Source organism: Streptomyces fumanus (genome assembly GCF_014655295.1).
Classification (GTDB): Bacteria; Actinomycetota; Actinomycetes; order Streptomycetales; family Streptomycetaceae; genus Streptomyces; species Streptomyces fumanus.
The window spans coordinates 321,238-344,044 of the sequence record NZ_BNBI01000005.1 but is presented as its reverse complement, the minus strand read 5'-3'; the positions used below and the strand labels follow the sequence as shown (position 1 = coordinate 344,044).

Sequence of the window (22,807 nt, the reverse complement as noted above, 5' to 3'; positions counted from 1 at the left end):
TGTTCAAAAGCGGGCCGGGGCAGGGGTCAGCCGGTGCGGGTCACCACCACGGACAGGTCGTTGTCGACCGTGTAGTAGGGGCGTACGAGGGCCTCGCCGACCGGGACCTCCGGGTAGACCTGGATGTCCTTGCGGTCGGCCAGGTCGTCGAGGAACCGGCTGACCCGGACCGGCGGTACCGCCCCGCCGGGGCGCACGAAGACGTCCCAGATGCACCGTCCGGAGCGGGCCGCGGCGGCCGGTGCGGCGAGGTCGGCGAGGGAGGCGGTGAAGGACAGGTCCCGGTGGTCGGCGGCCACCCGGACCTCGGCGGCCAGTTCGGTCCCGGCCCGGCCGCGCAGCCGCAGCCATACCCCGGGCCGGGGTCCCGACTCGGCGCCGTGCAGGCGGAGTCGGGCGGTCAGCGTCCCGTCCGCCAGGGTGATGCGGCCGGCCTCGGCGTGCGCGTCGCGCAGCCAGGTCCGCAGGGCGAGGAAGCCGCCCTTGGTGACGTACGGGACACGGGCGGCGACCGGCGCGGACCGGTCCCGGGCGGCGCCGTCCACCAGGGCGCGCAGGTCGCGCGGTCCGGCGCGCAGCCGCTGCCGCTCGCCGTCCGGTTCCGGGAGCAGGTACAGGTCCCACCGGCCCTCGGGGAGCCGCTGCTCCACCGGCAGGACGGCGGTGCGGCGGTGCGTGCCGTCGGCCGGGCCGAGGTCGAGGAGGCGGGTGGTCCGCTCGGGCTCGTCCTTCGCCGGGCGCAGTGCGAGGAGGAGCCGGGCCCGCGGGGCGGCCGGGGCCGGGTGGACGCCGAAGACGGTACGGCCGTCCGCGTCCACCGTGCAGTCGACGCGGGGTTCGATGTCCTGGTCCGTGCTCATCGGCGTCCCCTCCGGAGCGTGCGCAGGGCGTGGCTGCCCGTGGCGTGGACGGCGTCGCGGGCGGCGAAGCCCTGGCCCACGAGGACCCGGCGCACCGGGTCGCGGTCCTCGGCGGCGGGGCGCCCGGCCCGGCGGGCGGCGACGGCCCGTTCCAGCAGGCGCTCGGCCTGTTCGAGGACGGGGCCGGGGGCGAAGCGGCGGGCGTTCTCGACGGCCGCCCGGCCCATGCGCCGGCGCCGTTCGTCGTCGCGGACCAGTTCCAGCAGGGCCGCGCCGAAGGCGGCGGTGTCGCCGACCGGCACGAGGCGGCCGTCGACACCGTCCTGGATGATCTCGCCGGGGCCGTAGGGGCAGTCGGTGCTCACCACCGGCAGCCCGCACCGCATGGCCTCCACCAGGGTCATCCCGAACGGTTCGAAGTTGGAGGCGGCGGCGCCGATCGAGCCCTTGACCCACTCCGCCTCCATGGGGGCGGCGGGGCCCATGAGGAGAACGTTGTCGCTGAGGCCGAGCCGGAGGACGAGGGCGCGCAGCCGGTCGTGCTCCTCGCCCTTGCCGTAGATGCGGAGCTGCCAGTCGGGGTGTTCGGCGGCGACCCGGGCGAACGCCTCGATGATCAGGTCGTAGCGCTTGACGGGGACCAGCCGGCCGGCCGCGACGACGACCTTGGCGGTGCCGTCGGCGGGCGGCAGCACCGGGTCGGGGACGCTGTTGGGCAGGGCCTCGATCCGGACACCGGGCAGCCGCATCTTGCGGCGGTAGGCGTCCGCGTCGGCCTCGGTGACCGTGGTGAGCACGTCGAGCCGCCGGTAGGCCCGGCGCAGCGCGGTGCGCAGGCGCGGGGGGTGGTTGTCCAGGGTGAGGTGCTCCTGGCCGACCCGGGCGACGTGCGCCGGCGCCTGGAGGGCGAGGTGGACGTTGAGTCCGGGGCGGGTGCCCACCACCACGTCGGCGTCGATCGCCTCCAGACAGGCCCCGATCCGCTGGTCGGTCAGCTCGCTGTACTGCTCGTAGCGGTACTCGGCGGCCGGGAACACCTGGGCGGGCCGCAGGTGCAGCGGGTGCTCCTTCTCCTGCCGGAGGTCCACCAGCGGCCGGAGGGCCACCCGGGGGTCGAGGGCGAAGTGCGGGCGCTCCCGGTGCCGGAGCACGGAGACGATCTCCACGGTGTGCCGCCGGGCCAGCGCCTGGGCCAGGTTGAACGTCGTGGTGATCGTGCCTCCGATCCCGTACGCGTTGTGCAGGAGGAAAGAGATCTTCATGCGGGACTAGACCCGGGGCCGCGCGGTTCGGTTGTCCGCCGTTATCACTTCGTGGTCGCGGTGTTCACCTCGTGTTTCCGGCCGTCCGGTGGCCGGACGGCACACCGTCGACGTTTCGTGCACATGACAGGTTCGTTGACATGCGTTCAACCTCTTGTCCTACGCGCGTAGTTGGTCGACGCTGTTCCACGGCCCGGGGCGGAACGCGACGTCCGCGGGCCGTGTGCGCGAGCCCGCGCACACCCCCCACAGCCGCGCGCCCCCACCCAGGCGCGCGCTGCCTAGAGGAGGACTCCCTCGTATGGCACCACTGCTGAGCAAGAAGATACGGTTCGCCGCGATCGCCGGCGCGGCGGCCGCCGCCCTCACCGGCGGGCTCACCGCGATACCCGCCCAGGCCGCCCCGGCCGAGGGCACCGTGATCGCCGCCGGCTCCCCCACCGCGGTCAAGGACAGCTACATCGTGACCCTCAAGAAGGGCGCGGGCCTCAAGGCGTCCTCCGCCGCCGGCAAGAACCTGGTGCGGGAGTACGGCGGCACGGTGAAGAAGACGTTCGGCAGTGCCCTGAACGGCTACACCGCCACCCTCTCCGCCGCCGAGGCCAGACGCCTGGCCGCCGACCCGTCGGTGGCCTCGGTCGAGCAGGACCAGCGCGTCCGGCTCACCGACACCACGCAGACCAACGCGCCCTGGGGCCTGGACCGCATCGACCAGACCTCCCTGCCGCTGTCCGGGACGTACACCTACCCGGACAGCGCGGGCAGCGGGGTGACGGCGTACGTCATCGACACCGGCGTGCGCATCACCCACTCGCAGATCAGCGGCCGCGCCTCCTACGGCTACGACGCGGTCGACGGTGACACCGTCGCCTCCGACGGCAACGGCCACGGCACCCATGTGGCCACGACGATCGCGGGGACGACGTACGGCGTCGCCAAGAAGGCGAAGATCGTGGCGGTGCGGGTGCTGAACAACAGCGGCTCGGGCACCACGGCCGGTGTCATCGCGGGCATCGACTGGGTGACCGCCAACCACTCCGGCCCCTCGGTCGCCAACATGTCCCTGGGCGGCGGCGTCTCCACCACCCTGGACACGGCCGTCCGCAACTCCATCGCCAGCGGTGTGACGTACGCCGTCGCCGCGGGCAACAGCTCCACCAGCGCCTCCACGTCCTCCCCCGCCCGGGTCACCGAGGCCATCACCGTGGGCGCCACCACCAGCACGGACGCCCGCGCCAGCTACTCCAACTACGGCTCCGTCCTGGACATCTTCGCCCCCGGCTCCTCCATCACGGCCGGCTGGTACACCAGCGACACGGCGACCAACACCATCTCCGGTACGTCGATGGCCACCCCGCACGTCGCGGGCGCGGCGGCGGTCTACCTCGCGAACCACACCTCCGCCACCCCCGCCCAGGTCGCCTCGGCGCTGACCGCGGGCGCCACCACCGGCAAGGTCACCAACCCCGGCAGCGGCTCCCCGAACCGCCTCCTGAAGATCGTCCCGTAACACCCCCGCGCGACCTCGCCACCGTGCCCCGGAGCCGTCGGTGCTCCGGGGCACGGTGGTGCGTGTACGCCGACGCCAGTACGCCGGGTTACTCCCCGCGCGGGACGCCCCCGGGGCCGGGCGGCGGCAGGGTGGCACGCATGGAGACGAAGTTGACGCGGGGCCGGCGGCGGGGCGTCCTGGTCGTGCACGTGGTGGCGTCCGGGAGCTGGGTCGGGGTCACCCTCGGGCTGCTGGCCCTCGGGATCGCCGCCGCCGGGAGCGGGTCGGCGGCGGGGACGGAGGCGGCCGTGCGGGGGATGCGGGTGTTCGCGGACTGGCTGCTGCTGCCGGTCGCGTTCCTCACCCTGGCGAGCGGGCTGGTGCTGTCGCTGGGCACGCCGTGGGGGCTGGCCCGGCACCGGTGGGTGTACGTCAAGTTCTGGCTGACGCTGGCCACGGTCACCGCGACCGCCCTGGTGCTGCGCCCGGCGGTGCACGCGGCGGTGGCCGGTGTCACCGCCGAGGGGGCGCTGCCCGACCGGGGGGACGTGCTGATGGGGCCGGTCGTCTCGCTGTCCGCGTATGTGTTCATGACGGTGATCTCCGTACTGAAGCCCTGGGGCCCGACGCGGCGCGGCCGACGGCCCCGGCGGCGCCCCGCTTGACCGGCGAGAGTGTGAGTGGTTGACTACACATCAATGGAGAGTCCGAACGACGGGCGGTCCGACGATTCCCCTGGAGTCCGACGGCCGCCCTCTCTCGGACCTTCAGAGTGAGTGGTCAACCACTGATCACTCGGCATCGACCGACGAAGGAGATCGTCATGCGTACCACCGAGATCGTGCTGCCGGGCGTCGGCGAGCCCGAGAGCCTGGAGGTCCGGGTCCGTGACCTGCCCGCGCCCGGGCCCGGTCAGGCGCTCGTGCGGATCGAGGCCAGCGGTGTCACCTTCGCGGAGCAGCAGATGCGCCGGGGCAAGTACTACGACATGCCGGCGTTCCCCTTCGTCCCCGGCTACGACCTCGTCGGCACCGTCGAGGCCCTCGGCTCCCCGGTGCCGGGACTCGCCCCCGGACAGCGGGTCGCCGCGCTCACCAAGACCGGCGGCTGGGCCGAGTACGCGCTGCTGGACGCCGCCGACCTGGTGCCGGTGCCCGACGGAGTGGACGCCGCCGAGGCCGAGACGATGGTGACCAACGGCGCGACGGCCTGGCGCATGCTGCACCGCACGGCCCGGGTCCGCCCCGGCGACACCGTCGTCGTGCACGGCGCCAACGGCGGGGTCGGCAGCGTCCTGGTGCAGTTGGCCCGGGCGCACGGCGTGCAGGTCATCGGCACCGCCTCCGCCCGCAACCAGGAAGCCGTCCGGGCCATGGGCGCCGTACCCGTCGACTACCGCGGGGACGTCCCGGCCCGGGTCCGGGAACTGGCGCCCGGCGGGGTGGCCGCCGTCTTCGACCACGTCGGCGGCAAGGGCATCGAGGACTCCTGGCGGATGCTCGCCCCCGGCGGCACCCTCGTGTCGTACGGCAGCGCCGCCACCCGGGACCAGCCGGGCAACGGCGCGCTGCCGGTGCTGAAGCTGGTCGCCCGGCTGATGCTGTGGAACGCGCTGCCCAACGGCCGCTCCGCGCACTTCTTCAACCTGTGGGCGGGCCGTGCGCGCCGTCCCGACGCCTACCGCGCCGAGTTGCGCGAGGACCTCACCCGGGTCTTCGCCCTGCTCCGGGACGGCACCGTCACCGCCCGGATCGACCGGGTCTACCCGCTCACCCAGGCCGCCGAGGCCCTGCGGTACGCCGAGTCCGGTGCCGTGGTCGGCAAGGTGGTCCTCGCGCCCGGCGCCCCGGCCGTCGGGTGAGGGCCGCCACCGGTCAGGACGCGCCCCGTCCGGCCGCGCGGGGCCGCCGCCCGCGGTCGCGGACGAGGGCGATGAGCGAGGGGCCGCCGCGGAAGCACCACAGCGCGATGACCGGGTCGCAGACGGCACAGGCCATCGAGGAGCCGTGGTAGAAGGGCATGATCGGGTTGCCCTTGAAGTGGTGGACCAGGTCCCAGGCGGTGTGCAGCAGCCAGGCCAGGCCGATGAAGGTCCAGGACTCCAGGCCCCGGTAGGCGACATAGGTGATGAGGGCGGTGACCGGGAACTCCCATCCGCCGAAGCCTCCGCCGCTGAGATAGGCGGCGCCCGCCCCGGCCACCATGACGGCGTTGAACCGGCGCCGGTGGGGTTCGCGCAGCAGGGACATCAGGACGGCGTAGACCAGGCCGACGACGATCGGTGACAGGTAGGTCATGACCGGACCGCCTCCACGGGCGCGGCGGCTCGGCGGGGGGCGGCGGCGTCGAGCGGGTCGAGGCCGCCGGACGGGACGATCGGGGCACGCATGTGCTTCCTTGCTTCCTTCGCGTACGGGCAGAGGGGTCGGCGCCGGCCGGGCACGCCCCGACGGTATGCGTCCACCGGCCCGCCTCCCAGTGGCGTGAGCGACACCTTCCGCCGGAAAAGTGACAGGACCTTCGGCGTCGCCTACGGGCCGGTGAGGAAGGGCACTTCCGGCCGCCCGGGGGGCCTCGGGGGCCCGGCGGCACGGTAGTTTCCGGTCATGCACACCGTCGCCGTACTCGCGCTGGACCAGGTGATCCCGTTCGACCTGTCCACGCCGATCGAGGTCTTCACCCGGACCCGGCTCCCGGACGGCCGGCCCGGCTACCAGATCCGGGTCTGCGCCGAACGGCCCGAGGTCGACGCGGGTGCCTTCACCCTGCGCGCGCCCTGGGGCCTGGAGGGTCTCCAGGGGGCGGACACGATCATCGTGCCGGGGACGGCCGCGCCCGCGGCGCCGCTGCCGCCGGCCGTCCGGGACGCGCTGCGCACCGCCGCCGCGGCCGGCACCCGGATCGCCTCCATCTGCTCGGGCACCTTCCCGCTGGCCGCCACCGGGCTCCTCGACGGGCTGCGCGCCACCACCCACTGGATCGCCGCCGACCTCCTGGCCGGGGCCCACCCGGAGGTCGAGGTCGACCCGGCCGTGCTCTACGTGGACAACGGGCAGTTCCTCACCTCGGCCGGGGCCGCCGCGGGACTGGACCTGTGCCTGCACATGATCCGCCGCGACTACGGGTCGGCCGTCGCCGCCCACGCCGCCCGGCTCTCCGTCATGCCGCTCGAACGGGAGGGCGGGCAGGCCCAGTTCATCGTCCACTACCACGCGCCCACGCCCCAGGGGTCCACCCTGGAGCCGCTGCTGACCTGGCTGCAGGAGAACCTCGGCCGCGACCTCAGCCTCGCCGACATCGCCGCCCGCGCCGGGACCAGCACCCGCACCCTGATCCGGCGCTTTCGCGAACAGACCGGCACCACCCCGCTCCAGTGGCTGCACCGGGCCCGCGTCCGGCAGGCGCAGCACCTGCTGGAGACCACCCGGCACCCCGTGGAACGCATCGCCGCCCAGGTCGGGTTCGGCTCCCCCACCGCCTTCCGGGACCGGTTCAAACGCACCACCGGCGTCAGCCCCCACACCTACCGCCGCAGCTTCGGCTGACGCGGCCGGCCCGGGGCCCGGCGTGCGGGGGGTCAGTGACCGGCGGCGCGGTCCAGGACGTCGGTGACCTGCTCGCGGACGACCTCCCGGGCCTCGGGGGGCAGGGAGCCGAGGGCCGTGCGGGTCAGGGCGTCGACGGCCCGCGCGGGGTCGGCGGTGCCGTCGGTGTCCTCGCTGAGCACCTCGTAGCCGTCCCGGACGGCGACCCGGAGCCGCCGGTGCCCGTCCTCGTCGGTGCCGACCGCGGCGGCGACCACCAGCGGCGGCGGGCCGCCCGCTTCGGCGGGCAGCTTGCGGTAGCCGCTGGCGAGCGGCGCCCGCCAGCTCAGGGAGAGCAACAGGGGCCGTTTGGCGATGAGTTCGACCAGGTCGACGTCGTGCACACCGTCCTGGCCGAGCACCGTGGCGCGGGCGTCGAGGACCAGTGCGGCGGGCAGCAGGCAGCGCAGGGTGCTGCCGACGATGTTGCCGCCGACCGTGGCGGCGCGGCGGACCGCGCCGGTGCCGACGCCGGCGGCGGCGCGGTGCAGCACCTCGGGCACCCGGTCGTCGATCCGGTGCAGCAGGACGGCCGCGCCGAGCCGCTCCCGTCCTATCTCGTTGGCCTCGGGCAGGTTCCGCAGCGACATCGCCAGGTCGGGGAAGCCGTCCCGCTGCCAGGCGGCCCAGACGAGGGTCGCCCCGCCGACGGGCACCGCCCCTTCGGCGAGGTGCTGCCGGGCCTCGGACACGGACGTGGGCAGACGCAACAGCACGGCAGCCGACCTGCCTTCCTCGGGACGCGGTGACGGGGGTGCACCTCAGCCGGGTGGTCGCGGGGCACCGCGCATTCTGCCCGCGCACGCGGGGGCGCGTACAGGGCTCACACCGTCGGTCCGTGCGCTCCCGGACGCGCCAACCCCCTGGCCCGGTACGGGTGTCACAGCAGTGCCGTGGGGTCTCCGTGCGGCGGGAGCTGGGCCGGGCTGAGACGCTCGCCGAGGACCTCGGCCATGAAGCGGACCAGCCACCGCTGCGAGGGGCTGCGGGAGTACTCGTGCCGCGCGTACAGGGCGATCTCGATCGGCTCGGTCTCGAAGGGCAGTTGGACCAGCCGCAGCCGGTGGGAGGCGGTGAAGACCTCACCGACGTACTCGGGGACTATCGCGATCAGGTCGGTCTGCTCCAGCAGGTACGGCAGCATCGAGAACCGGGTGGCGTCCACCACCACCCGGTCCAGCAGGCCGTGCGCGGCCAGCAGCGCGCGCGGGGCCACGTGCCCGCTGGGTCCGAACACCGTGGCGTGGTGCTCGGCGGCGAGTTCCGCCAGGGTGACCGAGGCGCCCCGCACCCGGGGGTGGTCGGCCGCGACCATGCCGACGTACCGCTCCTGGAAGAGCGGGATGCGCACCGTCCGGTGCGAGGTGAGCACCGGGGTGGCGACGAACACGTCGAGGTCGCCGCGGCGCAACTGGCCCTCGGCGGCCTCCACGTCGAAGGAGCGCACGGTGAACGACACCCCGGGCGCCCGCTCGCGCGCCGCCACCAGCAGCCGCGGCAGCAGCGTGGCCTCGCCGAGGTCGGACAGGGCGATGGTGAACAGGGCGGTCATCGCCCGCGGGTCGAAGTCGTCGGCCTGCCGGACCGTGCCGTCGATCTCGGCGAGCGCGCGGCGCAGCGGTTCGTACAGGCGGCGGGCGCCCGCGGTCGGCGCCAGCCCGCGTCCGGTGCGCCGGAACAGTTCGTCGCCGAAGTGCCGGCGGAGCTTGCCGAGGCTGTAGCTGACGGTGGGCTGGGTGACGTGGAGGGTCTCGGCGGTGGCCGTGACGCTGCCGGTCTCGTACAGCAGCACGAAGACCCGGGCGAGGTTGAGGTCGAAGGTCTTCATATAGAGGCACTCTATATCGGGCTACCGAAATGTTTATTGGTGGCCATGTCGCGGCCTGCCTAGCGTGTGTTCCGCTTCACTGCGAAAGGAACCACCCGTGCCCTCCGTGCGTCGCGTCGCCCATGCCTTCCTGGAACGTCAGGGGCTCACCACCGTCTTCGGGAACCCCGGCTCCAACGAACTGCCCTTCCTCGCCGGTCTGCCGGACGGATTCCGCTACGTCCTCGGGCTGCACGAGGGGGCGGTGGTCGGCATGGCCGACGGGTACGCCCAGGCGACCGGCCGACCGGTGCTGGTCAACCTGCACGCCGCCTCCGGTTCCGGCAACGCGATGGGCGCGCTGACCAACGCGGTCGCCTCGCGCACCCCGCTGGTGGTGGTGGCCGGGCAGCAGGTGCGCTCCGCGGTGGGTCCGGAGGCCAACCTGGCCAGCGTGGACGCGGCGACGCTGATGAAGCCCCTGGTCGGCTGGGCGGCGGAGCCGGCCTGCGCCGAGGATGTGCCGCGGGCGCTGGCGCAGGCCGTGTTCGAGGCCCGGCTGCAGCGGCGGCCCACCTATCTCTCCGTCCCCTACGACGACTGGGCCGCCGAGGCCGGCGACAACAGCCTCGCGGTGCTCGACCGGGAGGTGGCGCGGGCCGGGGTGCCGGACGCCGAGCAGGGCCGGCGGCTCGCCGAGCGGGTCGCCGCCGCCCGGCGTCCCGCGCTGGTGCTGGGCGGTGACGTGGACACCCCCGGCCTGTTCGACGACGCCGTGCGCCTCGCGGAGCGCCTGGACTGCCCGGTGTGGGCGGCGCCCTCGCTGTTCCGGCTGCCCTTCCCCAACCGGCACCCGCTGTTCCGGGGGGTGCTGCCCGCCGGGATCGCGCCCGTTTCGGCGGCGTTCGAGGGCCATGACCTGGTGCTGGTGCTGGGCGCCCCGGTGTTCCGCTACCACGAGCACCTCCCCGGCCGGTACCTGCCCGAGGGCACCCGGCTGGTCCAGGTCACCGAGGACGCCTCCGCCGCCGCGCGGGCCCCGATGGGCGAGGCCCTGGTCGCCGACCCCGCGGCCGTGGTCGAACACCTGCTCAAGGTCCTCGACGGCGCCGCCACCTCCGGCACCCCCTACCGGCCGGTGCCCGAGCCGCGGACCGCCGGCGACGGGGACCGGCTGCACCCCGAGGAGGTGTTCGCCGCGCTCCGCGACGAGCAGCCCGAGGACACCGCGTACGTCGTGGAGTCGACGTCGACGAACTCCGCCTGGTGGCGCCAGATGGACCTGCGCCGCCCCGGCTCGTACTACTTCCCGGCGGCCGGGGGGCTCGGGTTCGGGCTGCCCGGCGCGGTCGGGGTCGCGATGGGCCACCCGGACCGGCCCGTCGTCGGGGTGATCGGGGACGGCTCGGCCAACTACGGCATCACCGCGCTGTGGACCGCCGCCCAGCACCGCCTGCCGCTGACGGTGGTGCTGCTGCGCAACGGCACCTACGGGGCGCTGCGCTGGTTCGGCGGCCTGCTCGGCGTGCCGGACGCGCCCGGACTGGACATCCCGGGCCTGGACTTCACCCGGATCGCGGAGGGCTACGGCGTGCCGTCCCGGCACGTCACCGGCGCCGGGGAACTCCGCGCCGTGCTCGCCGAACGCCCGGACGGGCCCCGCCTGATCCAGGTGGACACGGCGCTCACCACCCCCGCCTGACCCGAACGGCTGATGAGCCGCATCAGCATCAGCAGCAGAGAAGAGGGACACGATGACATTCCTGGACAGCGACGTCTGGGGCGAGAAGTACCTCAGCGACGGCTGGCGCACCGCCACCGCCACCCGGCCGGTGGTCGAACCGGCCACCGGGGACCGGCTCGGCGCGGTCGGCCTGGCCACCGCCGAGGACGCGGGGCGCGCCGCCGCCCGCGCCGCCGAGGCCCAGCGCGAGTGGGCCGCGACCCCGCCGCAGCGGCGGGCCGCGGTGCTGCGCCGCGCGGGCGACCTGTTCACCGAGCACGCCGCCGAGATCGAGGAGTGGCTGGTCCGCGAGGCCGGCTCGGTGCGGTCCAAGGCCGCGTTCGAGGTGGGGCTGGCCATCGGGGAGTGCTTCGAGTGCGCGGGCCTGCCCAGCCATCCGCAGGGCGAGGTCCTCACCTCCGAGGAGGCCCGCTGGTCGCTGGCGCGGCGCCGCCCCGCCGGGGTGGTCAGCGTCATAGCGCCGTTCAACTTCCCGCTCATCCTCGGGCTGCGCTCGGTGGCCCCCGCGCTCGCCCTGGGCAACGCGGTGCTGCTGAAGCCGGACCCGCGGACCGCGGTCAGCGGCGGCGTGGTCATCGCCCGGGTCTTCGAGGAGGCCGGGCTGCCCGAGGGCGTGCTGCACCTGCTGCCGGGCGACGGCTCGGTCGGCCAGGCGGTCGTCGAGGCGCCCGAGGTGCGGGTCGTCTCCTTCACCGGGTCCACGCCGGTGGGCCGGGCCATCGGCGAGCGCGCGGGCAAGCTGCTCAAGCGGGCCCACCTGGAGCTGGGCGGGAACAACGCCCTGGTGGTGCTGCCCGGCGCCGACGTGGCGAAGGCGGCCTCCGCGGGCGCCTTCGGGTCGTATCTGCACCAGGGCCAGATCTGCATGACGACCGGGCGGCACATCGTGCACGAGTCGCTGGTCGAGGAGTACACCGCCGCGCTCGCCGCCAAGGCCCGGGCGCTGCCGGTCGGCGACCCGGCCCGCGAGGACGTGGCGCTCGGCCCGATCATCGACCGCCGCCAGTTGGAGCGGATCCACGGCATCGTCACCGACAGCGTCGCGGCCGGCGCGAAGGTCGCCGCGGGCGGCGAGATCGACGGCGCCTGCTACCGGGCCACCGTGCTCACCGGAGTGACGACGGACATGCCGGCCTGGCGGGAGGAGATCTTCGGGCCCGTCGCCCCGGTCGTCTCCTTCGCCACCCTGGAGGAGGCCGCCGAGATCGTCGACGACTGCGAGTACGGGCTGTCCGTCGGCATCCTCGGCGACGTCGGCACCGCCATGAAGCTCGCCGACCGGGTCGACTCCGGCAAGGTCCACATCAACCAGCAGACCGTCGACGACGAGCCCAACGCGCCGTTCGGCGGGGTCAAGGCGTCCGGCACCGGATCACGGTTCGGCGGGGCCGCGGCCAATGTCGAGGCGTTCACCGAGACCCAGTGGGTCACGGTCCGCCCGGACATCGCCGACTACCCGTTCTGATCCCGCCCGCTCCCGTCCCCAGGGGGAACGCCACATGGCCTCCGTCACCTCGTCCCGTACCTCCCCGGCGCCCGCCGCCTCCGCTCCCGGACGCGACCGCTGGACCGTGGTCCTGTGCTGGATCACCGTCCTGCTGGAGGGCTACGACCTCGTCGTCCTCGGCGCCATCATCCCCACGCTCCTGAAGACCCACCACCTCGGCATGACCGCGGGCGACGCCACCACCGTCGCCACCCTGTCGCTGGTCGGCGTCGCCATCGGCGCGGTCTGCGTCGGCCCGCTCGCCGACCGGCTCGGCCGGCGCAAGCTGCTGATCGGCTCGGTGGTGGTGTTCTCGCTGTTCACCCTCCTGGTGCCGCTGGCCGGCTCGGTCGCCATGTTCGCCGCGCTGCGGCTGGTCGCCGGGCTGGGCCTGGGCGCCTGCATGCCGGTGTCGCTGACGATGATGGCCGAGCACATGCCGGCCGACCGGCGGGCCCGCGCCAGCACCCTGACCATGACCGGCTACCACACCGGCGCGGTCGTCACCTCACTGCTCGCCCTGAAGGTCACCGACGACTGGGAGGTGCTGTTCTACCTGCTCGGCGTCGTCGGCTTCGTCGTCGCCGCCGTCCAGTGGTTCAAGCTGCCCGAGTCGCAGGCGTTCGTCCGCGCCAAGGAGAACCAGGACCGCCGGGTGCCGTTCACCGAGCTGCTCAAGCCCGCCTACCTGCGCGCCGGCATCGGCATCTGGGTCGCCTCGTTCATGGGCCTGCTGCTGGTCTACGGACTCAACACCTGGCTGCCCAAGCTGATGAACGACGCCGGCTACCCCGTCCCCACCGCCGTCACCCAGCTCCTGGTGCTCAACGTCGGCGGTGTCGTCGGCCTGGTCCTCGGCGGCTGGGTCGCCGACCGGCGCGGCATCAAGATCACCACGCTGGGCTGGTTCGCGGTCTCGGTGGCGATGCTGGCCTGCCTGAGCGTCAAGATGGACAGCGACCTGCTGCTCGACGCGGTGGTCTTCCTCACCGGCGTCTTCGTCTTCTCCGCCCAGGTCCTCGTCTACGCCTACGTCACGAGCTACTACCCGGCCTCCGTGCGGGGCACCGCGCTGGGCTCCGCCTCGGGCATCGGCCGGCTCGGCTCGATCGTCGGCCCGTCCATCACCGGCGCCCTGGTGGCGTCCGGGGTGGGCCACCCGTGGGGCTTCTACTTCTTCGCGGCGGTCGCGGTGCTGGGCTTCCTGGCCGTGCTGACGCTGCCCCGTCCGGCACCGCAGGAGGTGACGCCGGGCGTCTGACGGCGCGCGCCCGGCGCGGACCGGGGTGAGGATCGGTGGATGGGAGTCGTACTGCCGGTCCTCTTCGCGTTCGTCGCCGCGTTCAGCAACGCCCTGGCCACCGTGTTGCAGCGGCGGGCCGCGCTGAGCGTGCCGCAGTCCCGGGGGTTCCGCCTCTCGCTCATCGCCGATCTGCTGCGGCGGCCGGTGTGGCTGGCCGGGATGCTCGCGGTGATCGTCGCCGGGGTGGGGCAGGCGGCGGCGCTGGCGACCGGGCCGCTCTCCCTGGTCCAGCCGCTGTTCGTGCTGGAGCTGCCGCTGGCCCTGCTGCTGGCCTCGCTGATGACCGGGCGGTCGCTGCCCGCCGGGATGTGGGCGGCGGTGGCCGCCGTGGTGACCGGGCTGGGCGTGGCGCTGGCGTCGGCGGACCCGGCGGGCGGACGTGAGCAGGTGTCCCTGGCCCGCTGGGTGCCGGCGCTGGCGGCGAGCGCGGCGGCGGCCGTGCTGCTCGCCGGGGCCGGACTGCGGCGGCCCGTCGGCAAGGCCCGGGCGGGCTGCCTGGGCACGGCCACCGCGGTCTGCTACGCGCTGACCGCCGCGTTGATGAAGGACGCGATGCGGGTCCTGGACGACGACGGGGTGACCGGGTTCCTGACCGCCTGGCAGACGTACGCGTTCGCCGCGGCCGGGGTGGCCGCCGTCCTGCTGCTGGAGCACGCCATGCAGGGCGGCCCGCTGGTCGCCTCCCAGCCCGCCCTCACCCTCGGCGACGCCACGGTCAGCCTGCTCCTCGGCGTCCTGCTGTACCAGGAGCACATCCGCACCGGCTGGTGGCTGGCGCCCCAGGTGCTGGGCGTCGCCCTGGTGGTCACCGGCGTCCTGGTGCTGGCCCGCCGGGGGGTGGACCTGCGCACCGGCCGGTGACCCCGGCATCCCCGGGAGGTGCCCCGGGGAAGCGGCCGGGGGTGGTCCGTTCGAGTGGTGCGGTGCCGGGGTCGGTCGTAGCGTCGTATCGACGGACACCGGTGAGGCGACGGGCCTCCCCCAGGACGGCCGGGAGCGGACATGGGCGGACACCGCGGAAGACACGGGACGAGGGCGGCGGTCACGCTCTGCGCCGCCGCGGCGCTGGCGGCCCCGCTGGTGCTGGGCGCGGCCTCGGCCGCCCCGGCGACGGACGGCCCCGCACGGCAGGGCGCCCGGGAGCCCTCGGTGCTGGACTGCGCGGCCCGCCCGGAGGTGCGCCCCGGGGCGTTCCTGCTGGCCTGCGGCGACGCCAACAGCCGTCTGGTGTCGCTGCACTGGGCGCGCTGGGACGCGCGGGCGGCGGTCGGCCAGGGCGTGAACCAGGTCAACGACTGCGTGCCGTACTGCGCGGTCGGCACCTTCCGCTCCTACCCGGTGACGGTCCGGCTGGACTCCCCCGACGAGCGGTCGCACTTCACCCGGATCAGCCTGACCTACTCGGGCGAGCGGCCCGCGGGCGCGCCGCGCACGGTCTCCTACCCGCTGCCGGGCTGAGCGGCGTCCGCGAGCGCGAGGCGGCAGGTGTCGCCGGGGCACACGCGGACCGTCCGGTCGGGCAGCCTCACGTCGATGGGCAGCGGCCCGGAGGGCGGTACGGCGATCTCCAGACGGCCGTGCTCCAGCCGCAGCCGCACCCCCCAGTGGCCCTGGAAGCGCAGTGAGAAGCCGTACGAGGACAGCTCGGGCAGCGGCACCGGGTCCAGCCAGAGGGCGCCGGCGCGGGTCTCCAGCCCGGTCAGGCCGCGCTGCACCAGGTCGAGGGTGCCGGCCATGGCGCCGAGGTGGATGCCCTCGCCGGTGGTGCCGCCCTGGAGGTCGGCGACATCGCCCTTGAGGGCCTCCTGGACGTAGGTCCACGCATCGGCGCGGCGGCAGCGGGCCAGCACCCAGCCGTGCACGAGGCCGCTGAGGGTGGAGCCGTGGCTGGTGCGGGCCAGGTAGTAGTCGACGGTGCGCCGCCAGAGGTCGTCGTCCAGGCGGTGTCCCAGCCGCTCGAACAGCGAGCGGAGTTCGACGGGTGAGAACAGGTAGCCGAGCATGAGCACATCGGCCTGCTTCGACGCCTGGTAGCGGTTGGCGGTGTCGCCCTCGGCCTCCAGGACGCGGTCCAGGCGGCGGATGTCGCCGTACCGCTCGCGGTAGCCGTCCCAGTCGAGTTCGGCGAGGTCGCCGTAGCCCTCGAACTGGCTGATGACACCCCGGTGGAAGGGGATGTGCAGGGTGCGGGAGACGTCCTCCCACTGCTGCAGCTCGCCCTCGTCCAGGTCGGTGCGTTCGACCAGTTCGCGGCGGCGCGGCTCGGGCAGGGCGCGCAGCACCTGGAGGGTGCGGGTGAGCACCCAGGCGGCGGTGACGTTGGTGTACGCGTTGTCGTCCAGGCCGGGGGCGGCGGCGTCCGGGTAGGCGTCGTGGTACTCGTCGGGGCCGACGACGCCCCGGATGCGGTGCCGGCCCAGACGGTCGTCCCAGACCGCCGAGTCGGCCCAGAACCGGGCGATCTCCAGCAGCATCTCGGCGCCCTTGGTGTGCAGGAACTCGGCGTCGCCGCTGGCCTCGCAGTACCGCCACACGTTGTAGGCGATGGCGGAGCCGACGTGGTGCTGGAGGTGGGAGTGGTCGGACAGCCAGCGGCCGGAGCGGGGGTTGAGGTGCAGCCGCTGGGTCTCTTCACGGCCGTCGCTGCCGCTCTGCCACGGGTACAGCGCGCCCCGCCGGCCGATCGCGCGGGCCGCGGCGCGGGCCCGTTCCAGCCGGCGGTGCCGGTAGTGCAGCAGCGCCCGGGACACCTCCGGGAAGTGCAGGTCGAGGTAGGGCAGGACGAACAGTTCGTCCCAGAAGACATGGCCCCGGTACGCCTCCCCGTGCAGGCCCCGGGCGGGTACGCCGACGTCGAGGTCGGCGGTGTGCGGGGAGAGCGTCATCAGGACGTGGAAGAGGTGCAGGCGCAGGATGGCGCCCGCCTCGCCGGGCACCTCCAGGCGGGCCCGGCGCCACAGTTGGGCCCAGGCGGTGCGGTGGGTGCGCAGCAGCTCGGTGAAGCCGGGCGCGGCGGTCACCCGGTCGACGGCGGCCTGGAGCGGGTCGCTGATCGCCGGGTCGCGGGAGGTGTGCAGGGCGACGGTCTTGTCGACGGCGGCGGTCCGGCCGGGGGTCAGCTCCAGGGTGAGCCGCTGGGTGGCGCACAGGTCCCGGGAGCCGGGGACGACCGGCACGCCGGCGGTCACCCGGGAGGCGAGGCCGATCCGGATGTCGGAGGTGCGGGTGCGGCAGCGCAGCCACACCGTGCCGGGCGCGGCCTCGCCGGTGTGCACGTGGGTGAGGTGGCGGCCGGCGAGCTGCCGGTAGCGGGGCACCCCGGCGTTGGTGACCCCGCCGTCCAGCGCGGCCTCCACCTCCAGGTCCACGGCGTCGCCCTCGACGGTGAACTCGGTGCGCAGGGCGGCCAGATGGGGGTCGGCCATGTGCACCAGCCGCAGTTGCCGCACCGACAGCACCCGGCTGCCGCCGAGCCCGTAGCGGGTGGTGCGCTCCAGCAGTCCCGGGTCCAGGTGCACGACCTGGCGGTGGGCGAGGACCGGCGCGGTGTCGGGGGTGAGCCACCCGCCGCCGGGGACGCGGAAGCGCAGCGGCAGCCAGTCGGGGAGGTTGACCATGTCCTCGTTCTCCACCTCGCGGCCGGCGACGGTGGAGGTGAGCCGGTTGTAGCAGCCGGCCGCGTAGGTGCCCGGGTAGTGCACGTCGTCCGCGGCGCACTCGGGCAGTGCGCCGCGGGTCGCGAAGTAGCCGTTGCCGAGGGTGCACAGGGACTCCCGCAGCCGTTCCTCGGCCGGGTGGTAGCCGTCGTACTCCCAGGTGGCGGCGGGGGTTGCGGTCACGGCGGGGGCTCCCTTCGCGCGTCGTGGCGGCTTGTCAGCCGTCCCAGGACCAGTCGGCGACCTCGGGCAGGTCGACGCCGTACTCGCGGATGTGGTCGTGGTGGCGCAGCCGGGCGTCCTCCATGCGCTGGCGGACGGCGGCGGCCCGGACGGCGAGGCCGGGGACCCGGTCGATGACGTCCATGACCAGGCGGTAGCGGTCCATGTCGTTGCCGACGACCATGTCGAACGGGGTGGTCGTGGTGCCGATCTCCTTGTAGCCGCGCACATGCAGGTGCTGGTGGCCGTGGCGCCGGTAGGCCAGCCGGTGGATCAGCCACGGGTAGCCGTGGTAGGCGAAGATGACCGGTTTGCCGGGGGTGAACAGGCCGTCGTACTCGAAGTCGCTCATGCCGTGCGGGTGTTCGCCACTGGGCAGCAGCCGGGCGATGTCGACCACGTTGACCACGCGGACGGCGAGTTCGGGCAGGTGCCGGCGGAGCAGTTGGGCGGCGGCCAGGATCTCCTGGGTGGGCACGTCACCGGCGCAGGCGAGCACCACGTCGGGTTCCCGGGTGCCGTCCTCGGTGCCGGCCCAGTCCCAGACACCGGCGCCGCGCGCGCAGTGCCTGCGGGCCTGCTCCATGGTCAGCCAGTCGAAGCAGGGCTGCTTCCCGGCGACGATGACATTGACGTAGTCGCGGCTGCGCAGGGCGTGGTCGGCGACGGAGAGCAGGGTGTTGGCGTCCGGCGGGAAGTAGACCCGGACGGCCTCGGGGCTCTTGTTGAGGATGTGGTCCACGAAGCCGGGGTCCTGGTGCGAGAACCCGTTGTGGTCCTGGCGCCACACGTGCGAGGTGAGCAGGTAGTTGAGGGAGGCGATGGGGGCCCGCCAGGGCAACCGGCGGGTCACCCTGAGCCATTTGATGTGCTGGTTGACCATCGAGTCGACGATGTGCACGAACGCCTCGTAGCAGGAGAACAGTCCGTGCCGGCCGGTGAGGAGGTAGCCCTCCAGCCAGCCCTGGCAGGTGTGTTCGGAGAGGATCTCCATCACCCGGCCGTGCGGGTCGAGGTCCTCGTCGACGGGGAGGGTACCGGCCTGCCACGCCTTGCCGCTGGCGGCGTAGACGGCCTGGAGGCGGTTGGAGGCGGTCTCGTCGGGGCCGACCAGCCGGAAGTCGCGCCGGTCGGCGGTGGCGGCCATGACCTCGCGCAGCACGTCCCCGAGGACCCGGGTGGGTTCATGGGTCCCGGCGCCGGGCTTGTCGACGGCGACGGCGTACTTCTCCAGCGGCGGCAGGGGCAGTTCGCGCAGCAGCAGGCCGCCGTTGGCGTACGGGGTGGCGCCGAGGCGGCGGGGGCCGGACGGGACGCAGGCGAGCACCTCGGGGCGGGGGGCGCCGTGTTCGTCGAAGAGTTCCCCGGGCCGGTAGGAGCGCAGCCAGTCCTCCAGTTGCCGCAGGTGCTCGGGGTTGTCCCGGACGGCGGCCATGGGGACCTGGTGGGCGCGCCAGGTGCCCTCGACGGGCCGGCCGTCGACCTCGGCGGGGCCGGTCCAGCCCTTCGGGGTGCGCAGCACGATCACCGGCCAGCGGGGGCGTTCGGTGGCGCCGTCCTCGCGGGCGGCGCGCTGGAGGGCGGCGATGCGGTCCAGGGCGGTGTCCATGGCGCGGGCCATCGCGCGGTGCACGGCGGCGGGCTCGTCGCCGGTGACGTGGATCGGGTCGTGGCCGTAGCCGCGCAGCAGGGCGTCGAGTTCGTCCTCGGGGAGCCGGGCCAGGACCGTCGGGTTGGCGATCTTGTAGCCGTTGAGGTGGAGGATCGGCAGGACCGCGCCGTCGTGCACCGGGTCGAGGAACTTGTTGGAGTGCCAGGACGCGGCGAGCGGGCCGGTCTCCGCCTCGCCGTCGCCGATCACACAGGCGACCACCAGGTCCGGGTGGTCGAAGGCGGCACCGTAGGCGTGCGACAGGGAGTAGCCGAGCTCCCCGCCCTCGTGGATGGAGCCCGGCGTCTCGGGCGCGACATGGCTGGGCACCCCGCCGGGGAAGGAGAACTGCTTGAACAGCCGGGCCATCCCGGCCGCGTCCCGGGTGATGTCGGGATAGGTCTCGGTGTACGTGCCCTCCAGCCAGGAGTTGGCGAGCACGGCGGGCCCGCCGTGTCCCGGCCCCCAGATGCACAGCGCGTCCAGGTCGCGGGCCCGGATCACCCGGTTGAGGTGGGTGTGCACGAGGTTCAGGCCGGGTGAGGTGCCCCAGTGGCCGAGCAGCCGCGGTTTGACGTGCTCCGGGCGCAGCGGCTCGGTGAGCAGCGGGTTGGCCATCAGGTAGATCTGGCCCACGGAGAGGTAGTTGGCGGCACGCCAGTGGGCGTCCAGGGCGGCCAGCTCCTCGTCCGGGAGCACGTCGGGCACCTGCTGCGGAGCGGACATCGGGGTTCCTTTCCCTGTCGGGCAGCGGTCGGGCCGGGGCGGTGGGGCGTGCGCGGGGTCCGGGGTGCGATGTGGTGCCGATGCGCACATCCCACCACCCTCGGTGCGGCGGCCGGGTACCCGGCAGGGCCGTTCGGGTCACTTTTGGGGACGCGTGGGATATGGGCGCCGGGGGGGGGCGGGGGCGTACGCGCCTCGGGGGGCGGGCCCCGGGGGGCGGGGGCGTACGCCTCTCGGAGACCTACGGCGTACGCACCCCGGGGAGCGGGTCCGCGGGGTGCGCGCCCAGGGAGTCACCGGGTACGGCACGGCCGCCCTCGGCGCCGACTCCGACGGCGACCGTCCCGCCGTCGCCTACCCCCGCGGCTCCGCCGCACGCCCGTCGCGCACGACCCGGCGGGAGCCGCCGGGTGCACGCCGAGGCCGACGGAGCCCGCCTGCGACGCCCCGAGCGCGCGCCCCTGCTGATTTTGCAGAGCGTGCATCTTTGCATAGCATGCAAGTTATGTCGGAGAAGAGCGCCCCGGGGGGCGGCCTGCGGGAGCGGAAGAAGCGGGCGACGCGGGCCGCTCTCACCGAGGCCGCGGTGCGCCTGGCCGCCGAGCACGGGGCGGAGAAGGTCACCGTGGAGGCGATCAGCGCGGCGGCCGGCGTCTCCGTCCGGACGTTCTTCAACTACTTCGACACCCGCGACGACGTGTTCGTCCTCACCGACGCCGAGACCGGGGCCCGAGTCCGCCGGTCCCTGCTGGACGCGCCGGCCGACCTGCCCCCGCTCCTGGCGCTGCGGGACGCGATGGCCGCGGAGCTGGCCGAGGCCGAGCAGCAGCACGAGCTGTGGCGGCTGCACGGCGAGGTGCTGCGCGCCGCACCCCACCTGATGGTCCGCAGCCTGAGCGCACACCTGGCCGACGAGACCGAACTGGCCGAGGCCGTCGCCGAGCGGCTCCGCTCCGGCCCCGGCACCCGGGCCCCGGAGAGCGCCCACGCGCCGGCCGGCGCCCCGGCGGCACCGCCCGACGCCGGCTGCGAGCGCCGCAAGGCACTGGACCTGTATCCGCGGCTGCTGGCCGCGGTGGCGGTCACCGCCGTCCGGGTCAGCGTGGACCACTGGTGCGCCCGCCCGGAGGAACGCGCCTTCCGCGACGTGTTCCAGGAGGTGTTCGCCCACCTCGCCGCCGGACTCCCGGCGCCGCCCGCGTAACCCGCCGCGCCGGCCCGCCCCGCACCCCGGGGCGGGCCGCCGGCCGGACGCTGTCCGTCCCGCACGGCCGGGGCACCCCGCGAGGTGCCCGCCCGGTCCGCGCGGAGCACCGATCACCACCGTCGAAAGAGAAGTCGTGACCGCTTCCCAGGCGCCCGCCGGCGCGCCGCCCAGTTCCATGACCCAGAAGCAGATACTCCAGGCGATGTCGGGGCTGATGGCCGGCATGTTCGTCGCCATCCTGGCGGGCACCGTGGTGTCCAACGCGCTGCCCACGATCATCGCCGACCTCGGTGCCGGCCAGTCTTCGTACACCTGGGTCGTCACCGCCGAACTGCTGGCGATGACCGCCACGGTGCCGCTGTGGGGCAAGCTGTCGGACCTGTTCAACAAGAAGCTGCTGCTCCAGCTCTCGCTGCTGATGTTCGTGATCGGTTCGCTGCTGGCGGGCTTCTCCCACGAGACGACGCTGCTGATCTTCAGCCGGGTCGTGCAGGGCATCGGCGCGGGCGGTCTGACCGCGCTCGCGCAGGTCGTGATGGCCGCCGTGATCCCGCCCCGGGAGCTGGGCAAGTACTCCGGCATCTTCGGTGCCGTCTTCGCCGTCGGCACCGTGGCCGGACCGCTCATCGGCGGTGTGCTGGTGGACACCGACTGGCTGGGCTGGCGCTGGTGCTTCTTCATCGGCGTGCCGTTCGCGCTGCTCGCCATCTTCCTGCTCCAGCGCACACTGAAGCTGCCCACCGTCAAGCGCCAGGTGAAGATCGACTGGCTCGGTGCCTTCCTCATCGTCGCCGGTGTCTGCGCGCTGCTCATCTGGGTGTCGCTGGCTGGCAACCGGTTCGACTGGGCGTCCTGGCAGACCGCCGCGCTCACCGTCGGCGGCGTCCTGCTGCTGGTCCTCGCGGTGTTCGTCGAGGCCCGCACCGCCGAGCCGATCATTCCGCTGGACATCTTCAGGAACCGCACGGTCGCCCTGACCACGGTCGCCAGCCTCCTGGTCGGTGTCGCCATGTTCGGCGGGACCGTCTTCCTGTCGCAGTACTTCCAGGTCTCGCTGGGCAAGTCGCCGACCATGGCGGGCCTGATGTCCCTGCCGATGATCCTCGGTCTGCTGGTGTCCTCCACGGTCGCCGGCCAGATCATCAGCCGGACCGGCAAGTGGAAGGTGTACCTGGTGGCGGGCGCCGTCATCATGACGGCCGGTCTGGCGCTGCTCTCCCTGATCGGCGCCGACACCCACTTCGGGCTGCTCAGCGTCTACATGGCCGTGCTCGGCATCGGTGTCGGCATGCTGATGCAGAACCTGGTGCTGGCCGCGCAGAACGACGTCCCCGCCGCCGAGCTGGGCGCCGCCACCTCGGTGCTGTCCTTCTTCCGCAGCATGGGCGGCACCATCGGTACCTCCGTGCTGGGCGCGATCCTCGCCAGCCGGGTCGCCGACGAGATGACCAAGGGCCTTGAGAAGGCGGGCGTGGCCGGGGGCGGTGCGGGCGGCGGCGTCGGCGAGGGCAGCGTTCCGGACATGAGCACGCTGCCCGCGCCGATGCGGGAGATCGTCGAGCACGCCTACGGGGTCGCCACCGCCGACCTGTTCCTGATCGCCACGCCGTTCGCGCTGCTGGCGCTGGTCGCCGTGGTCTTCATCAAGGAGAAGCCGCTGAAGACCACCAGCGGCATGGAGCGGCTGGCCGAGGAGGCCGGCGCGGCGTCCGCGACGGCCGACAAGGGCCCGGCGGCCCCCGTCGGCTGACCCGCAGCCGCCGTGCGACCACAGGAGGACGGGCCCCGGCGGCCCGTCCTCCTTCCG

General features: G+C 74.1%; 18 protein-coding genes. 11 read left to right on the top strand and 7 right to left on the bottom strand.

Annotation, left to right across the window (positions count from 1 at the left end):
* Positions 1-26: 26 nt before the first annotated feature.
* The gene (locus IE316_RS13360; protein ID WP_190204485.1) at positions 27-860 is read right to left on the bottom strand and encodes a transferase; all 834 of its coding nucleotides are present in this window, start codon (positions 858-860) and stop codon (positions 27-29) included.
* Entirely contained in the window at positions 857-2,122 is a 1,266-nt protein-coding gene (locus IE316_RS13355; protein ID WP_190204484.1) for a glycosyltransferase family 4 protein, read from the bottom strand. The genes IE316_RS13360 and IE316_RS13355 overlap by 4 nt, the downstream gene beginning before the upstream one ends.
* Positions 2,123-2,423: 301 nt before the next feature.
* Here IE316_RS13355 and IE316_RS13350 point away from each other — a divergent pair, with 301 nt between their 5' ends.
* From IE316_RS13350 to IE316_RS13340, 3 genes are all read left to right on the top strand, one after another.
* Positions 2,424-3,632 (top strand): S8 family peptidase, encoded by a 1,209-nt coding sequence (locus IE316_RS13350; protein ID WP_190204483.1) that lies wholly within the window; start codon positions 2,424-2,426, stop codon positions 3,630-3,632.
* Between the two features lie 140 nt (positions 3,633-3,772).
* Positions 3,773-4,279 carry a DUF2269 domain-containing protein gene (locus IE316_RS13345; RefSeq protein ID WP_190204482.1) on the top strand — a complete coding sequence of 169 codons (507 nt, stop codon included), beginning with the start codon at positions 3,773-3,775 and terminating at the stop codon, positions 4,277-4,279.
* 158 nt (positions 4,280-4,437) lie between these two features.
* Positions 4,438-5,475, top strand: a complete 1,038-nt coding sequence (locus IE316_RS13340) for a medium chain dehydrogenase/reductase family protein (protein ID WP_190204481.1) — start codon at positions 4,438-4,440, stop codon at positions 5,473-5,475.
* 13 nt (positions 5,476-5,488) lie between these two features.
* Here the strand turns inward: IE316_RS13340 and IE316_RS13335 are convergent, their stop codons facing one another.
* Positions 5,489-5,911 carry a DUF6010 family protein gene (locus IE316_RS13335; protein WP_190204480.1) on the bottom strand — a complete coding sequence of 141 codons (423 nt, stop codon included), beginning with the start codon at positions 5,909-5,911 and terminating at the stop codon, positions 5,489-5,491.
* 309 nt (positions 5,912-6,220) lie between these two features.
* On the opposite strand from IE316_RS13335, the gene IE316_RS13330 reads away from it, so the two are divergent.
* Positions 6,221-7,159 carry a GlxA family transcriptional regulator gene (locus IE316_RS13330; RefSeq protein ID WP_190204479.1) on the top strand — a complete coding sequence of 313 codons (939 nt, stop codon included), beginning with the start codon at positions 6,221-6,223 and terminating at the stop codon, positions 7,157-7,159.
* 32 nt (positions 7,160-7,191) lie between these two features.
* Here the strand turns inward: IE316_RS13330 and IE316_RS13325 are convergent, their stop codons facing one another.
* Positions 7,192-7,914 (bottom strand): FAD binding domain-containing protein, encoded by a 723-nt coding sequence (locus tag IE316_RS13325; RefSeq protein WP_190204478.1) that lies wholly within the window; start codon positions 7,912-7,914, stop codon positions 7,192-7,194.
* A gap of 164 nt (positions 7,915-8,078) precedes the next feature.
* Positions 8,079-9,026 (bottom strand): LysR family transcriptional regulator, encoded by a 948-nt coding sequence (locus tag IE316_RS13320; protein WP_190204477.1) that lies wholly within the window; start codon positions 9,024-9,026, stop codon positions 8,079-8,081.
* Positions 9,027-9,123: 97 nt separating this feature from the next.
* Between IE316_RS13320 and mdlC the strand changes: the two genes are divergently transcribed.
* From mdlC to IE316_RS13295, 5 genes are all read left to right on the top strand, one after another.
* Complete coding sequence (gene mdlC, locus IE316_RS13315; RefSeq protein ID WP_190204476.1) at positions 9,124-10,707, top strand: benzoylformate decarboxylase; 1,584 nt, start codon at positions 9,124-9,126, stop codon at positions 10,705-10,707.
* 52 nt (positions 10,708-10,759) lie between these two features.
* On the top strand, positions 10,760-12,214 hold the full coding sequence (locus tag IE316_RS13310; RefSeq protein ID WP_190204475.1) for a benzaldehyde dehydrogenase: 1,455 nt from the start codon (positions 10,760-10,762) through the stop codon (positions 12,212-12,214).
* A gap of 34 nt (positions 12,215-12,248) precedes the next feature.
* Positions 12,249-13,496, top strand: a complete 1,248-nt coding sequence (locus IE316_RS13305; protein ID WP_190204474.1) for an MFS transporter — start codon at positions 12,249-12,251, stop codon at positions 13,494-13,496.
* A 39-nt stretch (positions 13,497-13,535) separates the two neighbouring features.
* Entirely contained in the window at positions 13,536-14,399 is an 864-nt protein-coding gene (locus IE316_RS13300; protein WP_190204473.1) for a DMT family transporter, read from the top strand.
* Between the two features lie 141 nt (positions 14,400-14,540).
* Positions 14,541-14,996: a hypothetical protein gene (locus IE316_RS13295; protein ID WP_190204472.1), complete on the top strand. Its 456-nt coding sequence runs from the start codon at positions 14,541-14,543 to the stop codon at positions 14,994-14,996.
* Here the strand turns inward: IE316_RS13295 and IE316_RS13290 are convergent.
* Positions 14,978-17,377: a glycoside hydrolase family 65 protein gene (locus tag IE316_RS13290; protein ID WP_190204471.1), complete on the bottom strand. Its 2,400-nt coding sequence runs from the start codon at positions 17,375-17,377 to the stop codon at positions 14,978-14,980. The genes IE316_RS13295 and IE316_RS13290 overlap by 19 nt on opposite strands.
* A gap of 34 nt (positions 17,378-17,411) precedes the next feature.
* Entirely contained in the window at positions 17,412-19,793 is a 2,382-nt protein-coding gene (locus tag IE316_RS13285) for a phosphoketolase family protein (RefSeq protein WP_190204470.1), read from the bottom strand.
* A 496-nt stretch (positions 19,794-20,289) separates the two neighbouring features.
* Here IE316_RS13285 and IE316_RS13280 point away from each other — a divergent pair, with 496 nt between their 5' ends.
* Together IE316_RS13280 and IE316_RS13275 are read left to right on the top strand one after the other, a co-directional pair.
* Positions 20,290-20,997, top strand: a complete 708-nt coding sequence (locus IE316_RS13280) for a TetR/AcrR family transcriptional regulator (protein ID WP_190204469.1) — start codon at positions 20,290-20,292, stop codon at positions 20,995-20,997.
* 178 nt (positions 20,998-21,175) lie between these two features.
* Positions 21,176-22,750 carry an MDR family MFS transporter gene (locus IE316_RS13275; protein ID WP_190204646.1) on the top strand — a complete coding sequence of 525 codons (1,575 nt, stop codon included), beginning with the start codon at positions 21,176-21,178 and terminating at the stop codon, positions 22,748-22,750.
* The last annotated feature ends 57 nt before the right edge of the window (positions 22,751-22,807 follow it).